The 17,390-nt window shown below is 43.0% G+C and carries 6 protein-coding genes, 4 rRNA genes and 2 pseudogenes; 4 read left to right on the top strand and 8 right to left on the bottom strand.

The window, feature by feature from the left end:
* Positions 1-224: 224 nt before the first annotated feature.
* Positions 225-4,114: pseudogene (gene purL, locus P4S65_RS08060) on the bottom strand (phosphoribosylformylglycinamidine synthase).
* A 211-nt stretch (positions 4,115-4,325) separates the two neighbouring features.
* On the opposite strand from purL, the pseudogene mltF reads away from it, so the two are divergent.
* A pseudogene (mltF, locus tag P4S65_RS08055) lies at positions 4,326-5,827 on the top strand (membrane-bound lytic murein transglycosylase MltF).
* 163 nt (positions 5,828-5,990) lie between these two features.
* Entirely contained in the window at positions 5,991-6,158 is a 168-nt protein-coding gene (locus P4S65_RS08050) for a hypothetical protein (RefSeq protein WP_007378795.1), read from the top strand.
* Here the strand turns inward: P4S65_RS08050 and tadA are convergent.
* Positions 6,155-6,661: a tRNA adenosine(34) deaminase TadA gene (gene tadA, locus P4S65_RS08045; RefSeq protein WP_007378794.1), complete on the bottom strand. Its 507-nt coding sequence runs from the start codon at positions 6,659-6,661 to the stop codon at positions 6,155-6,157. The two genes, P4S65_RS08050 and tadA, sit on opposite strands and share 4 nt — an antisense overlap.
* A 178-nt stretch (positions 6,662-6,839) precedes the next feature.
* Between tadA and P4S65_RS08040 the strand changes: the two genes are divergently transcribed.
* Complete coding sequence (locus P4S65_RS08040) at positions 6,840-8,144, top strand: inosine/guanosine kinase (protein WP_337119918.1); 1,305 nt, start codon at positions 6,840-6,842, stop codon at positions 8,142-8,144.
* 37 nt (positions 8,145-8,181) lie between these two features.
* Here the strand turns inward: P4S65_RS08040 and glsB are convergent, their stop codons facing one another.
* The 6 genes from glsB to P4S65_RS08010 all read right to left on the bottom strand — a co-directional run bounded on the left by glsB (position 8,182) and on the right by P4S65_RS08010 (position 15,968).
* The gene (gene glsB, locus P4S65_RS08035) at positions 8,182-9,105 is read right to left on the bottom strand and encodes a glutaminase B (RefSeq protein WP_096792570.1); all 924 of its coding nucleotides are present in this window, start codon (positions 9,103-9,105) and stop codon (positions 8,182-8,184) included.
* 155 nt (positions 9,106-9,260) lie between these two features.
* Positions 9,261-9,375: ribosomal RNA gene (gene rrf / locus P4S65_RS08030) — 5S ribosomal RNA — on the bottom strand.
* A 62-nt stretch (positions 9,376-9,437) separates the two neighbouring features.
* Positions 9,438-9,552: ribosomal RNA gene (gene rrf, locus P4S65_RS08025) — 5S ribosomal RNA — on the bottom strand.
* Positions 9,553-9,763: 211 nt separating this feature from the next.
* Positions 9,764-12,654: ribosomal RNA gene (locus tag P4S65_RS08020) — 23S ribosomal RNA — on the bottom strand.
* A gap of 299 nt (positions 12,655-12,953) precedes the next feature.
* Positions 12,954-14,489 (bottom strand): 16S ribosomal RNA (locus P4S65_RS08015).
* Together the 16S, 23S and 5S rRNA genes form the textbook arrangement of a ribosomal RNA operon.
* Positions 14,490-15,110: 621 nt before the next feature.
* Complete coding sequence (locus P4S65_RS08010; protein WP_337119916.1) at positions 15,111-15,968, bottom strand: tetratricopeptide repeat protein; 858 nt, start codon at positions 15,966-15,968, stop codon at positions 15,111-15,113.
* A gap of 111 nt (positions 15,969-16,079) precedes the next feature.
* On the opposite strand from P4S65_RS08010, the gene P4S65_RS08005 reads away from it, so the two are divergent.
* Positions 16,080-17,390, top strand: coding sequence for a M20 metallopeptidase family protein (locus P4S65_RS08005; protein WP_337119915.1), 1,311 nt, complete (start codon positions 16,080-16,082; stop codon positions 17,388-17,390).

Below are 17,390 nucleotides of genomic sequence, written 5' to 3'. Positions count from 1 at the left end.
TCTTTGATCAATTTAACGAATTAAATTGCACTATAACGTCGTTAAAAGTTTTTTATTTAGAACAACTAGATATAAAAACTTTTGCCTAGTTCTAGCGTAATTTTCTTAACGTTAAATAGACCCCATATATAAGCAGATTGGTATAATCAAAAAAGGCTGCACAATGCAGCCTTTTTAATTTTACAGTAAGATTATGAATCTAACTTGTATAAACGTAAATATAATTAACCTACGTTTTTACGTGCGTTACGGAACATACGCATCCACGGGCTATCCTCGAGCCACTCATCTGGGTGCCAAGAGTTGGCAACGCTTCTGAATACACGTTCTGGATGCGGCATCATTACAGTGGCGCGACCATCTGTTGACGTAATACCGGTAATACCTTCTGGAGAACCATTAGGGTTAGCTGGGTACTGCGTTGTAGGGTTACCGTAGTTATCTACAAACTTAACCGCTACAGTGCCGCTATCAAGCGCCGCTTTGGTGGCTGCATCGTTTGCAAACTCAGCATGACCTTCACCATGAGAAACCGCTATAGGCATACGCGAGCCAGCCATTCCGTTAAAGAACACAGACGGATTCTCTTGTATTTCTACTAAACTAAAGCGTGCTTCAAAACGCTCTGATTTATTAGTTACAAAGCGCGGCCAATGTTCAGTACCAGGGATCAACTCTTTTAACGTTGATAACATTTGGCAACCGTTACATACACCTAAGCTGAAAGTATCTTCACGGTGGAAGAAGTTTTGGAACTGATCGCGTGCCATGTCGTTAAACAAAATAGACTTAGCCCAACCTTCACCCGCACCAAGTACGTCACCGTATGAGAAACCACCACAGGCCACTAAACCTTTAAATTGCTCTAGTGTTAAACGACCTTCTAAAATGTCGCTCATGTGCACATCAACGGCTGCAAAACCTGCGCGATTAAACGCTGCCGCCATTTCTAAATGAGAGTTAACACCCTGCTCACGTAAAATAGCCATTTGCGGTTTAGCACCGGTTGCAATGTATGGTGCAGCTATATCTTCATTTAAATCAAAGTTAAGTTTTACGTTTAAGCCTGGATCTTTTGCATCAAACTTAGCATCAAACTCCTGCTTAGCACACTCAGGGTTGTCACGGCGTGCTTGCATTTGATACGTTGTTTCAGCCCAAATAGTACGAAGCTCAGTACGCGTATGATTAAGTACCGTATTTTCGCCACGGTTAAATATAATCGTATCGTCACTGTTAAGCGTGCCAATGTTGTGGCTAATTGCTGCTATACCATGTTGTTCAAACACCGCATTCACTGCATCTAAATCAGCATTTGCAACTTGAATTACTGCACCTAGCTCTTCGTTATAAAGCGCTTCAATGTCTGAACCTGTTAAAGCTGCTAAATCAACCGTTACACCGGTATGACCCGTAAACGCCATTTCAGCAACCGTGGTAAATAAACCACCGTCTGAGCGGTCATGATAAGCAAGTAACTTACTATCAGCCACAAGCGCTTGCATTGCGTTATAAAAGCCTTTTAATAACTCTGGGCTATCAACATCAGGGGTTACATCACCCAATTGCTTATAAACTTGCGCAAGGCTTGATGCGCCCATGCGGTTTTACCCGCACCTAAATCAATTAATATAAGCGATGTATCGCCTTTATCTGTGCGCAGTTGTGGTGTTACTGTTTTACGTACGTCGTCAACACGACCAAACGCAGTTATAACCAGTGAAAGCGGCGATGTTACTGACTTCTCTTGTGAGTCACCTTCATCTTTCCATGTCGTTTTCATCGACATAGAATCTTTACCTACTGGAATCGTTAAACCAAGCGCAGGGCAAAGCTCTTCGCCTACGGCTTTAACAGCTTCATATAAACCTGCATCTTCACCCGGGTGACCCGCTGCTGCCATCCAGTTTGCCGATAACTTAATGTTTTCAAGGCTACCGATGTTTGCACAGGCAATATTAGTTAACGACTCCGCCACAGCTAAACGAGCAGATGCACCGTAATTAAGTAATGCTGCAGGAGTACGCTCACCGAGTGACATAGCTTCACCGTGGTAAGTATCATACGTTGCCGCAGTTACTGCACAGTTAGCAACAGGTACTTGCCAAGGACCGACCATTTGATCGCGCGCTACTAAACCCGTAACTGAACGATCGCCGATTGTTATTAAGAATGTTTTTTCTGCAATGGTAGGTAAACGCATTAAGCGCTGCGCTGCATCTGCTGCATTTATTGATGTGATATCAAGCGCTTTGCCAACAACTTGCTTTGACGTTACATCGCGGTGCATTTTAGGTGCTTTACCTAATAATACGTCCAGCGGCAAATCAACAGGGTTATTTTCAAAATGGCTGTCTGACACCGTTAAGTGAGGTTCAGCGGTTGCTTCACCAATAACAGCGTACTGGGCACGTTCACGCTTACAAATTGCTTCAAAGCGGTCAAAGTCCTCTACGCCAACAGCGAGTACATAACGCTCTTGTGATTCATTACACCAAATTTCGTGTGGTGCCATGCCTGGCTCATCGTTAGGGATGCTGCGTAATTGGAATTTACCGCCACGTCCGCCATCATTAACAAGCTCAGGAAACGCATTAGATAAACCACCGGCACCTACATCGTGGATGAATGCAATTGGGTTTTCGTCACCTAGCTGCCAACATTTATCGATAACTTCTTGGCAACGACGTTCCATTTCTGGGTTTTCGCGCTGTACTGAAGCAAAGTCTAAATTTTCGTTTGATTGACCAGAGGCCATGCTTGATGCAGCACCACCGCCTAAACCAATGTTCATTGCAGGTCCGCCTAGCGCAATTAACTTAGCGCCAACAGGAATATCACCTTTTTGAACATGATCAGAGCGAATATTACCTAAACCACCGGCAAGCATAATTGGTTTATGGTAACCACGTACTTCTTCACCGTTATGGCTTGTTACTTTTTCTTCGTAAGTACGGAAGTAGCCTAACAAGTTAGGACGACCAAACTCATTATTAAATGCAGCGCCACCTAGTGGACCTTCTGTCATTATATCAAGTGCGTTTACAATACGACCCGGCTTACCAAAATCGCTTTCCCACGGTTGCTCGTAACCTGGAATACGTAAATTTGATACAGTAAAGCCAACTAAGCCTGCTTTTGGCTTAGAGCCACGACCCGTTGCGCCTTCATCGCGAATCTCACCACCAGAACCTGTAGCAGCACCTGAGAATGGCGCAATAGCGGTTGGGTGGTTATGAGTTTCAACCTTCATTAGTATTTCAATGTCTTCTTGATGATACGCATATTCACCTTGCGCATTGGGGAAGAAGCGACCCGCTTTTGAGCCTTTCATTACTGCCGCGTTATCTTTATACGCCGACAATACATTTTCAGGATTTAGCTCAAACGTATTTTTAATCATTTTAAACAGCGATTTTGGCTGCTCTTTACCATCGATTGTCCAGTCAGCATTAAATATTTTATGGCGACAATGCTCTGAGTTCGCTTGTGCAAACATAAACAATTCGATGTCATTAGGGTTACGTCCTAACTTTGTAAAATTTTCTACTAAGTAGTCTATTTCATCATCAGCAAGCGCAAAGCCTTGCTCAACATTGGCTGTTGCTAGTGCTTCACGTCCACCACCTAAAATATCGACAGACGACATTTGGCGTGGGGCATCACTGCGAAACAGCTGAGCCGCATCTTCAAGTTCATTGTGTGTGGCTTCAGTCATGCGGTCGTGCAATAACGCAGTTACTTGTGCAAGTTGTTCTGCGTTTAAATCACCTTCAACATAATAAGCAATACCGCGTTCAACACGGTGAACCTGCTTTAAACCACAGTTGTGGGCGATGTCGGTAGCTTTAGATGCCCAAGGTGAAATGGTACCTGGGCGAGGTGTAACAAGTACAAGTTTGCCAGCTGGGGTATGCTCTGCAATAGTTGGACCGTAAGTTAATAGTTTTTCAAGCTTGGTTTGCTCAGAGCTACTCAACGGCGATGTTAAATCGGCAAAGTGAGCATACTCGGCGTATACGTTAGTGACTGGAAGTTGCGATTGTTGGCAACGCGCTAAAATTTTATTAACTCTGAACTCTGAAAGTGCTGGTGCACCACGAAGGATCAACATAGGTAATTTCATCCGGGGTTAGGGATTGAACGATATTTTAGGCACGCATTATAGTCCAATTAGCATTCAGATTTAACTCAAAATTACGCTTTTCATAAAATTAACTTTTTAGCTTTATTTATAGCCTCTTTTAGTTAATAAAATAAAAGGTAAAGTGACGTGATGGCTTAGTTTTGCTATAACGGTGGCTGGCGAGTTTAAGGGGCACTCAATGTTCAAAGAAAAACTAATAATAATCATTACTTTAGTTATGCTGTTATGCGCATGTGATATGCAAGAACAGCCAACTCAACTCGCCCAAATAAAAGAGCAAAACAAAATACGTGTGGGTACGCTTGCGAGTGCCAGTAATTATTATCAAGCAGTACAAGGAGAGCAAGGTTTTGAATATGAGTTATCTCAAGCCTTTGCTGATTATTTAGGTGTAGAGCTTGAAATAGTCCCTTTCTTTAACTTATCTGACATGTTTGAACGCCTTGAAAAGGGGGATTTAGACTTAATTGCCTCAGGACTTACCTACAATAAAACCCGTGCAGAGCAATATCGCTATGGCCCAACTTATCGCACAATTAGCCAAAAGCTAGTTTATAAACAAGGGCGCGTTCGCCCACGTGATTTTGATGATTTAGATGGTAACTTTACCGTTATAGCTAAAAGTAGCCATTCGCTTACTTTACAAAAAATGAAAAAAACAATCCTGAACTCACTTGGACCGAAAGCGAAGAGTTTGACGAAGAAGAGTTACTTCAAGCAGTTATTGACGGTGAGATAGATTACACCCTTGCCGATACACATACCTTGTCGCTGTTTCGTCGGTATCACCCTAATTTAAGTATTGGCTTTTCAGTTACCCATAACGACCCAATCGCATGGATACTCAACAAATCTAAAGACGACTCTTTATATGCTCTACTTGTACCTTTTTTTGGTGATATAAAACAAAGTAATCAACTTTACGTACTTGAAGAAAAATACTTTGGGCATGTACGCCAATTTAACTATGTAAATACCCTAGCTTATATAGAAGCGATAAAAGAAACTCTACCAACATACCAACCGTGGTTTGAACAATATGCAGGTAGTCTTGATTGGCGTTTACTAGCAGCGCTTAGTTATCAAGAATCTATGTGGAATCCTCGCGCTAAATCGCCAACAGGCGTTCGCGGTATTATGATGTTAACCCGCAGTACAGCAAAACAAGTGGGTGTTACTAACCGATTAGAGCCAGAGCAAAACATTCGCGGTGGCGGTAAGTATCTAAGTAAGCTTATTAAGCGTATTCCCGACAGAATCCCGCAACCCGATAGAACATGGCTTGCATTAGCGGCCTACAATGTAGGTTGGGGACACGTTAATGACGCACGTATAATTACCGAACAGCAAGGCGCAAGCCCTGATAAATGGGCTGATGTAAAAAAACGCTTACCACTGTTAATTAAAAAGCGCTATTACCGTAAAACCCGCTATGGTTATGCGCGTGGCGATGTAGCGGTTAAATATGTTGATAATATTCGTCGCTATTACGATGCACTTGTTTGGCTAGATGAAAATAATGCTATTACAGAAAAACCTGAATCAATCGTAGAGCTAAGCACTGTAATCGAGCCAAAGCTAAACGTAACAAGTGAGATAAAAATTGAGGCAAGTGAAGCTCAAATACAAAAGCAACTACCTATAATTGAGCCCGAGCTGTCAAGTGAAAAAAATAACTAAGATTAATTTAGGTGTTTATTTTTGACCATATCTATAAGCGAAATTTAAGTAAATTAAATATCTGTTTACTTGTCATCAAATGATCACTAATGTGTGTTAATTGTATATCATTAATTTATAAGATATACCTCGTGCCTTTCTCACTCTTGCATTAGGAGAAAACATGCTAAAACGTAGACGCACACAAAGATTAAAACGTAATGTAATTTATTCAACGGCCACACGTCGTCGTGTTATGTTGCGCAAACTGCACAAAAAGATTATCTGGCGTCGCCGAATGTTTGCTATGCAGCAAATGGTAGAGTCAGAAATATCCCCTGCGACTAATTAAAGATTAGTCGCATCACGAGCAGCTTTTTTAGCTGCTTTAATTTGTGCTCTTCTACGTTTAAAAAAATCTGAAATAGTATTGCCACACTGCTGTGCTAAAACACCACCACACACTTCAACTTGATGGTTTAACCTCGGTTCTTGTAATAAGTTCATAATTGAACCAGCAGACCCTGTTTTTTCGTCGGCTGCACCAAATACTAAACGCTTTATTCTGCTATGCACCAACATTCCTGCACACATAGAACAAGGCTCTAATGTTACGTACAGTGTACAATCTATTAAACGATAGTTGTTAAGCACTTTTCCTGCTTCTCGTACTGCGATCATTTCGGCATGGGCAGATGGGTCGTTATCGGTTATTGAACGGTTGTACCCTACTGAAATTAGCTGGTTATCTTTTACTACAATCGCTCCTACAGGGATTTCATCAAGCAACTCTGCCTGCTTTGCATACAAAAGCGCTTGCTCCATCCAGTAGGAATCATCAAATGGCTCGTTCATTCTTTCTACTTAAATAACTTTTTATGCTGTGATTATACCTAGTTAGCACTCTAAAGTGCGTCATTCATTACTTTATTGCAAAAATAAAACAATATTTACCCGTTTGTAATGGCTCACTCGTGCTGATTTACGCTATAATCTCACGCTTTTTTTATTTAGCTCACAACACGGGTAGCAAATGAAATTTCCTGGACGCCGCAGGCATAAACATTATTTTCCAGTGGAAGCCAAAGATCCACTTACCAATCAACTTAACGCAACAGAGCGATTACAACGTAGTTATATTACGGGTATCGATCAGATCGTTGTTGATATAGAGGCAAAAGTTGATCAAGCTTTCCTTGACGAATTTCAACTACGTAGAGGTATGTCGCAAGTTATTGATAGCGACATAACAAACGCCTTATACGATCGTTTAAAATTAAACGATATGGTTGATTTTGAGTTTGCCGGTGGGACCATTGGTAACACTATGCACAACTACTCTGTACTTGCAGATGATCGCTCAGTTTTATTAGGCGTAATGAGCGAAAATATAAAAATAGGTAGCTATGCTTACCGCTTTTTATGTAATACCTCAAGCCGTGTAGATTTAAACTATCTTCAACCAGTAGATGGGCCTATAGGTCGTTGTTTTACATTAATTGATGAAACCGGTGAGCGTACTTTTGCAATAAGTGCGGGCCTAATGAATCACTTACGTCCTGAATCTATCGATAAAAACCTTATTGAAAATTCATCAGCATTAGTGATCAGTGCCTACCTCATGCGTACGCAAGGTAGTGAAACAATGACTGAAGCGACTATGCAAGCGGTAAAATACGCTAATGATGCAGGTGTGCCAGTTGTTCTTACACTCGGAACTAAATTCTTAATTGAACAAGACCCGACCTGGTGGGCAAACTTTGTTGAAAAGCATGTTGATATTCTTGCCATGAACGAAGAAGAAGGGTTAGCTATTACGGGCTTTGAAGACCCACTACTAGCTGCTGATAAAGCACTTGATTGGGTTGACTTAGTCATTTGTACTGCTGGCGAAAAAGGCTTATTTATGGCCGGCTACGTTGACGAAAATTTAAAGCGCGAAACCGAATACCCGTTATTACCAGGTGCAATACCTGATTTTAACCGATATGAATTTTCACGTGCTATGCGCAAAACAGAATGCGATGAGCCTATCAGAGCATATAGCCATACAGCCCCATTTATGGGTGGACCTGACTCAATCAAAAACACCAATGGTGCAGGCGATTGTGCGTTAGCCGCTGTGCTACATGATTTATCAGCGAATGTTTACCATAAACTTAACGTGGCAAACTCTGCTAAGCATCAGCAACAAGCGATTACTTACTCATCATTATCGCAAATTAGTAAATATGCTAACCGAGCTAGCTATGAAGTATTAGTTCAGCACTCTCCACGTTTATCTCGTGGTTTACCAGAACGCGAAGACTGCTTAGAACAAGTTTATTGGGAACAATAGATAACGGTGGGAGCAATTATTGCTCCCTTTCGTTTAGCTAAAAAATAGAAATATCGAGCTTTTTAGATAGTAGTTCCAGCGCCGCAACTCCTGCAACCGAATTACCAAACGAATTAAGCCCCGGAGAATAAACAGCCACAGTAAACTTATTTGGTAACACGGCTAAAATAGTTCCCGATACCCCTGACTTACCAGGCATACCAACTCTGTAACCAAAATCCCCCGCAGCATCATATAAACCACTCGTAAATAAAAGCGAATTTAGCTGCTTGTTTTGACGGCTACTTAAAACACGATGACCTGAACTATTATCAACACCTTTATTTGCTAAAAAATTATAAGCTTTAGCCAATTCAATACAGTTAAGCTCAATAGAACAAAAATTAAAGTAAGCCCACAAAACATCATCAACTTCATTTTCAAAATTACCAAACGACTTCATTAAATGTGCCATAGCAGCATTACGATGCCTAAATTCATACTCAGAATTAGCAACTTTTTTATCAATCACTATCCCTCTATTACCAGCTAACAACCTAAAGGTCTCGAGCATAGAGTGCATTGGTGCAGATAAGCGGCTGTACAACGCATCACACGTTACAATTGCGCCTGCATTTATGAAAGGGTTACGAGGAATCCCTTTTTCAAACTCAAGCTGTGTAAGCGAGTTAAAGGCAGTCCCTGAAGGTTCCTTTCCAACTCGATGCCAAAGCTCATCACCATAACGTTGCAGTGCCATAGTAAGTGTCATAACTTTAGAAACTGATTGAATAGTAAAACGTTGGGAGCAATCCCCCGCACACACAGTCTCACCATCAGCTGTATAAATAGCAATAGAAAATTGCTCAGGATCGACCTCTGCTAGGGCCGGTATATAATCAGCTACTTTTCCTTGTGATAATAAAGGGCGTACTTCATGTGCTATTTCATCAAGCACCTTTTGATAATCAGCTGTAGGCAAACTAGACCTCTATATCATCATTCATAAAAATTGGATTTTAGCACGCGCGAATAGACGCAACTAGTTTTGTTGTTGAATTTAAAGGGGGATGTTTTTCTTAATTTTAAAAAGCAAAAAACCCGTCACATTACTGTAACGGGTTTCTCTTAATTAAATCCTGGTAATGTCCTACTTTCACATAGCAAATGCTACACTATCATCGGCGCTGTTTCGTTTCACTACTGAGTTCGGCATGGAATCAGGTGGGTCCAAAACGCTATTGTCACCAAGAAAATTCTTTTCAATTTTCTTATTTTAATTATTAAGGTTAAAGTCCTTCGACTGAATTTGAAGCCTGGTAATGTCCTACTTTCACATAGCAAATGCTACACTATCATCGGCGCTGTTTCGTTTCACTACTGAGTTCGGCATGGAGTCAGGTGGGTCCAAAACGCTATTGTCACCAAGCAAATATGGTGCAAAGAATTAATGACAAGCACGTAGTGCTACCATTTTCTTTGCGCAAGGTGCCTAAAATTTAACGCTACGCGCTAAGAGTCACCTCTTGAATTTGGAAAATATCTGATAATATTTTTTAAGTCTTTCTAAGTAATGTCTACTTTAGTCATATTAACTTCTTCGCTTGCTTCACTATCACATAAAACGCGTTTGGCGTTGTATGGTTAAGCCTCACGGGTAATTAGTACAAGTTAGCTTAATGGCTCACACCACTTCCACATCTTGCCTATCAACGTTGTAGTCTTCAACGGCCCTTCAGAGACTTTAAAAGTCTAGTGAGAACTCATCTCGAGGCCTGCTTCGCGCTTAGATGCTTTCAGCGCTTATCAGTTCCGAACGTAGCTACCGGGCAATGCCATTGGCATGACAACCCGAACACCAGCGGTTCGTTCACTCCGGTCCTCTCGTACTAGGAGCAACCCCTCTCAATTCTCAAACGCCCACGGCAGATAGGGACCGAACTGTCTCACGACGTTCTAAACCCAGCTCGCGTACCACTTTAAATGGCGAACAGCCATACCCTTGGGACCGACTTCAGCCCCAGGATGTGATGAGCCGACATCGAGGTGCCAAACACCGCCGTCGATATGAACTCTTGGGCGGTATCAGCCTGTTATCCCCGGAGTACCTTTTATCCGTTGAGCGATGGCCCTTCCATTCAGAACCACCGGATCACTATGACCTACTTTCGTACCTGCTCGACGTGTCTGTCTCGCAGTTAAGCTGGCTTCTACCATTACACTAACCGTACGATGTCCGACCGTACTTAGCCAACCTTCGTGCTCCTCCGTTACTCTTTAGGAGGAGACCGCCCCAGTCAAACTACCCACCAGGCACTGTCCGTAACCCCGATTCAGGGGCCAACGTTAGAACATCAAAACTACAAGGGTGGTATTTCAAGGTTGACTCCACAACAACTAGCGTCGCTGCTTCAAAGTCTCCCACCTATCCTACACATGTAGGTTCAATGTTCAGTGCCAAGCTGTAGTAAAGGTTCACGGGGTCTTTCCGTCTAGCCGCGGGTACACAGCATCTTCACTGCGATTTCAATTTCACTGAGTCTCGGGTGGAGACAGCGTGGCCATGGTTACACCATTCGTGCAGGTCGGAACTTACCCGACAAGGAATTTCGCTACCTTAGGACCGTTATAGTTACGGCCGCCGTTTACCGGGGCTTCGATCAAGAGCTTCTCCCTAAGGATAACCCCATCAATTAACCTTCCGGCACCGGGCAGGTGTCACACCGTATACGTCATCTTGCGATTTTGCACAGTGCTGTGTTTTTAATAAACAGTCCCAGCCACCTGGTCACTGCGGCTCCCGTCCGCTTAGAGAGCAAGTCTCATCACAGATAGGAGCGTACCTTCTCCCGAAGTTACGGTACGATTTTGCCTAGTTCCTTCACCCGAGTTCTCTCAAGCGCCTTAGTATTCTCTACCTGACCACCTGTGTCGGTTTGGGGTACGATTCCATATAATCTGAAGCTTAGAGGCTTTTCCTGGAAGTATGGCATCAGCAACTTCATCACCGTAGTGACTCGTCTCGTGTCTCAGGTTTAGTGTTCGTCCGGATTTACCTAAACAAACGCCCTACTCACTTTCACATAGACTACCAACGCTATGCTTGCTTAGCCTGCTCCGTCCCCCCATCGCAATTATATCGAGTACAGAAATATTAATCTGTTTCCCATCGACTACGCCTTTCGGCCTCGCCTTAGGGGTCGACTTACCCTACCCTGATTAACATGGGATAGGAACCCTTGGTCTTCCGGCGTGGGAGTTTTTCACTCCCATTATCGTTACTCATGTCAGCATTCGCACTTCTGATACCTCCAGCATACCTCCCGGTACACCTTCAACGGCTTACAGAACGCTCCCCTACCACTCAGAATAAATTCTGAATCCGCAGCTTCGGTGCATAGTTTAGCCCCGTTACATCTTCCGCGCAGACCGACTCGACCAGTGAGCTATTACGCTTTCTTTAAAGGATGGCTGCTTCTAAGCCAACCTCCTGGCTGTCTGGGCCTTTCCACATCGTTTCCCACTTAACTATGACTTTGGGACCTTAGCTGGCGGTCTGGGTTGTTTCCCTCTTCACGACGGACGTTAGCACCCGCCGTGTGTCTCCCGGATATTACTTTACGGTATTCGGAGTTTGCAAAGGGTTGGTAAGTCGGGATGACCCCCTAGCCTTAACAGTGCTCTACCCCCGTAAGTATTCGTCCGAGGCTCTACCTAAATAGATTTCGGGGAGAACCAGCTATCTCCCGGTTTGATTAGCCTTTCACTCCTAGCCACAGGTCATCCCCTAACTTTTCAACGTTAGTGGGTTCGGTCCTCCAGTTGATGTTACTCAACCTTCAACCTGCCCATGGCTAGATCACCGGGTTTCGGGTCTATACCTTGCAACTAATCGCCCAGTTAAGACTCGGTTTCCCTACGGCTACCCTATTCGGTTAACCTCGCTACAAAATATAAGTCGCTGACCCATTATACAAAAGGTACGCAGTCACCCAACAAGTGGGCTCCTACTGCTTGTACGTACACGGTTTCAGGTTCTATTTCACTCCCCTCACAGGGGTTCTTTTCGCCTTTCCCTCACGGTACTGGTTCACTATCGGTCAGTTGGGAGTATTTAGCCTTAGATGATGGTCCACCTATATTCAGTCAAAGTTTCACGTGCTCCGACCTACTCGATTTCACTTAAAATGTCTTTTCATGTACGGGACTATCACCCTGTATCGTGGCGCTTTCCAGCAGCCTTCCATTAACACATAATAAGCTTAAGGGCTGTTCCGATTTCGCTCGCCGCTACTTTCGGAATCTCGGTTGATTTCTTTTCCTACGGGTACTTAGATGTTTCAGTTCTCCGCGTTCGCCTCGTTAACCTATGTATTCAGTTAACGATACCTGCAAGCAGGTGGGTTTCCCCATTCGGAAATCTTAGTCTCAAGCGCTTTTTACTAGCTTGACTAAGCTTATCGCAAGTTAATACGTCCTTCATCGCCTCCAACTGCCAAGGCATCCACCGTGTACGCTTAGTCACTTAACCATACAACCCAAACGGGTCTTTGTTTTGTGACAGTTTAACTTCGCCAGAAGTCAATATTGAATACTAAAGTAGATACCAATCAATTAACTCATAGGAGTTAACTAAATGGCACTCAATGGTACTGCTACCATTGTTTTTTTACTTTTGAAAACTCTTGATAAATACAATGTATTCATCAGAATTTTATTATCAGCTTTTCCAAATTTTTAAAGAGCATATTAATTAGTTATCCCAAAGGGACACGCACTAATTAACAATCATCTGTGTGGACACTACGAACAAATAAGTTCTAAATCGTATAAGGAGGTGATCCAGCCCCAGGTTCCCCTAGGGCTACCTTGTTACGACTTCACCCCAGTCATGAATCACTCCGTGGTAAACGTCCTCCCGAGGGTTAGACTATCTACTTCTGGAGCAACCCACTCCCATGGTGTGACGGGCGGTGTGTACAAGGCCCGGGAACGTATTCACCGCGTCATTCTGATACGCGATTACTAGCGATTCCGACTTCATGGAGTCGAGTTGCAGACTCCAATCCGGACTACGACGCACTTTAAGTGATTCGCTTACCTTCGCAGGTTCGCAGCACTCTGTATGCGCCATTGTAGCACGTGTGTAGCCCTACACGTAAGGGCCATGATGACTTGACGTCGTCCCCACCTTCCTCCGGTTTATCACCGGCAGTCTCCTTAGAGTTCTCAGCATTACCTGCTAGCAACTAAGGATAGGGGTTGCGCTCGTTGCGGGACTTAACCCAACATCTCACAACACGAGCTGACGACAGCCATGCAGCACCTGTATCAGAGTTCCCGAAGGCACCAAACCATCTCTGGTAAGTTCTCTGTATGTCAAGTGTAGGTAAGGTTCTTCGCGTTGCATCGAATTAAACCACATGCTCCACCGCTTGTGCGGGCCCCCGTCAATTCATTTGAGTTTTAACCTTGCGGCCGTACTCCCCAGGCGGTCTACTTAATGCGTTAGCTTTGAAAAACAGAACCGAGGCTCCGAGCTTCTAGTAGACATCGTTTACGGCGTGGACTACCGGGGTATCTAATCCCGTTTGCTCCCCACGCTTTCGTACATGAGCGTCAGTGTTGACCCAGGTGGCTGCCTTCGCCATCGGTATTCCTTCAGATCTCTACGCATTTCACCGCTACACCTGAAATTCTACCACCCTCTATCACACTCTAGTTTGCCAGTTCGAAATGCAGTTCCCAGGTTGAGCCCGGGGCTTTCACATCTCGCTTAACAAACCGCCTGCGTACGCTTTACGCCCAGTAATTCCGATTAACGCTCGCACCCTCCGTATTACCGCGGCTGCTGGCACGGAGTTAGCCGGTGCTTCTTCTGTCAGTAACGTCACAGCTAACGGGTATTAACCGTTAACCTTTCCTCCTGACTGAAAGTGCTTTACAACCCGAAGGCCTTCTTCACACACGCGGCATGGCTGCATCAGGCTTGCGCCCATTGTGCAATATTCCCCACTGCTGCCTCCCGTAGGAGTCTGGGCCGTGTCTCAGTCCCAGTGTGGCTGATCATCCTCTCAAACCAGCTAGGGATCGTCGCCTTGGTGAGCCATTACCTCACCAACTAGCTAATCCCACTTGGGCCAATCTAAAGGCGAGAGCCGAAGCCCCCTTTGGTCCGTAGACATTATGCGGTATTAGCAGTCGTTTCCAACTGTTGTCCCCCACCTCAAGGCATGTTCCCAAGCATTACTCACCCGTCCGCCGCTCGTCAGCAAAGTAGCAAGCTACTCTCTGTTACCGCTCGACTTGCATGTGTTAGGCCTGCCGCCAGCGTTCAATCTGAGCCATGATCAAACTCTTCAATTAAAAAGTTTTATGTCTTTCGACAGCTCAATGAATTCTGAATTTTTTAATATCTTTCGATATTGAATTGACTGTGCCGAAGCAACTTATAAATAAGTTACTTCTGTTGGTCACTCAGTTTTCAATTGAGACTCTAATTTGTTTGCCTTACTTAGCGAACTAAGCTTGGCTGTTAGAACTCAATCTGTACGAGTGCCCACACAGATGATTGCTTTATATTGTTAAAGAACGTTTTGAGTCGCTTTAGCGTCTCAAGGGATGCGAATAATACACCCTTTATTTTTCGAGTCAATACTTTGTTTTAAACTTTCTTTTGGAAGATTTAAAACCGAAGTTTTATTTAACTCTCTGATTAGTTCGTGCCTTGCTATGCTTCGGCGTTTCCCGTCTCAGTGGGGTCGCATTATAGGGAGCGGCGGATTTTACGCAAGCGTTATTTGCATAAAATAGTAATTAAAATTAAGCCCCAAGCAAGCGCACACGATAAACACAAGTTACCCACAAAACCCTGTTGATAACTCTTGTTTTTACATAGCTAAACCATACTAAAGCTATTAATTAAAACCTTAAAAATGCAAAAAGCACCTTATGTAGGTGCTTCTTAAAAGTAATAGTTATTAGAATCTAGTATAAAATACTATATAACTTGCGGCGATACTTAGCTGCGAGTGCGTCGCCATCAGGTAAAGAGGCAATAATGGCTAAAAAGCTTGGTTTTGCTTCGTTGAAGTTCAGATCTTTTTGTAGAACTGTAAACAGTACATCCAATGCTTCTTCTTTTCTGCCTGCTTCATTAAGTAAAATACTGAGCTCTTCTTTTAATTCTAAGTCATTTGGATACTTTTCTACTTGTTGTTGCTTTTCTTTAATCTCTGGTGAATCTTTTGCTTCAAGCGCGGCTTCGCATTTTGCTTTTATATTATTAAAGTAAGCATCTTGCTCTTGTGCATCTATTGTATTTATAAGCGCTTGCGCTTCATCTACCTTGTGAATTTGAATACATATGTCTGCTAGCACTAACTTGATACGTGCATTACCGCTGTCTATTTCATAAGCTTGCTTTGCATAATTAAATGCAGCATTTAAATCTGACTTTAATAACGCTTGCTTTGCTTGTTCTAACAGTAAGTCTTGTTGCGCAGGTAAATGCTTTGCTAGGGCTTCGCGTATTTGTACTTCGCTTTGAACACCTGCAAGTAAATCTACTGGTGCAGAGTCTTTTAATAATACAAGCGTAGGCAGTGTTTGAAGACCAACTTGTTGCGCAAGTTGAGAAGCGAGTGCTTGCTCTGCATCGCAATCTAGGTTTGCTACTACTATATGGCTTGCATATTCAGCCGCTACTTTATCTAAAATCGCAGCTTGTCCAATGCAGTCAGGACTTTGAGGAGAGAAAAAGTTAAGCAACACTAATTTTTGCTGTGATGTTTCACCGAGTACTTGTTGAAGGTTTTGCGCATTAATACTAACTATGTTGCTCATTGAATTGATTGCCATATTCATCTATTTAGGTTTTTATATGGTGGTGAACATAATAATTACAAGTCTTATACCTAAATCACTCGGTATACATATTCAACAATGAGGGAAAACATGAAATTAACTTACCTAAGTGCAGCACTTTTATTAGCAAGTCCATTTGTACAGGCAAATGGACTCGATTTGAATTTAAGCAAAGCCATGCCAGCTATAGAAAAGTTTTACCTCGATTTACACCAATCGCCAGAGCTTTCTTATCACGAACAAAAAACGGGTAATAAAATAGCGGATAAATTAACTCAGCTGGGTTTTAAAGTAACAAGTAATGTAGGTGGCTTTGGTGTTGTCGGCATTTACAAAAACGGAAACGGTCCAACCGTGATGATCCGCACTGACACCGATGGCTTACCTATTATAGAGCAGACAGGAAAGTCCTATGCCTCAAAAGTTAAAGTAATAGACGAGCATGGTGCGAAAGTAGGTGTAATGCACGGTTGTGGCCACGATATTCACATGAGCTCTTTTATTGGTACTGCTGAGCAATTAATAGTACACAAAGATCAATGGAAAGGCACTTTGATGATGGTTGCACAGCCTGCCGAAGAAGTTGGTGGGGGTGCTAAAGCCATGTTAAGCGAAGGACTATTTAGTAAATATGCAAAACCTGATCATATAATTGCTTTACATGTAAGCGCTAGCGTCCCCGCTGGTAAGGTATCAATGAAAAATGAATACACTATGGCAAGTGTAGATTCTGTCGATATTACAATAAAAGGTAAAGGTGGTCATGGTGCTTATCCGCATACAACTATTGACCCAGTGGTTATAGCTGCACGCACTGTACTTGCTCTACAAACAATCACAAGCCGAGAGCTTTCACCGCTTGAGCCTTCTGTTATTACAGTGGGGTCTATTCATGGCGGTTCAAAACATAATGTGATTTCGGATGAAGTAAAACTACAACTCACCCTCAGAAGCTATAACCCAAATGTAAGAAGCGCTCAAATAGCTGCTATCAAACGTATTACAGCTGGGATAGCACAAAGTGCTGGATTGGATGAATCAAACTACCCTGTAGTATATGTACATGAAGATGAATCTATTCCATCTACTTATAATAACCCTGCACAAACAGATATTGTTAGAAACTCTATTGCCAGCGCAATTGGCGATACTAATGTACTTGAAACACAAGCTGTAATGGCGGGTGAAGATTTTGGCCTATACGGACGCACCGATGAAAATATCCCTATTACCCTTTTTTGGCTAGGAGGCGTAAACCAAGCACAATATGCAGATTCGATAAAAACAGGTGAGGTACTCCCTTCCCTACACTCTAGTAAATTTGCACCAGATTATAAAATTGCTATCCCTACCGGAATAAAAGCAATGAGTAACGCTGCTGTTGCCTTATTTAATAAGTAA

Origin of the sequence: Pseudoalteromonas sp. B131b (genome assembly GCF_037162545.1) — a bacterium.
Classification (GTDB): domain Bacteria; phylum Pseudomonadota; class Gammaproteobacteria; order Enterobacterales; family Alteromonadaceae; genus Pseudoalteromonas; species Pseudoalteromonas fuliginea.
Note: the sequence above shows the minus strand (reverse complement) of the source record. Positions and strands in the feature narration are given on the sequence as shown.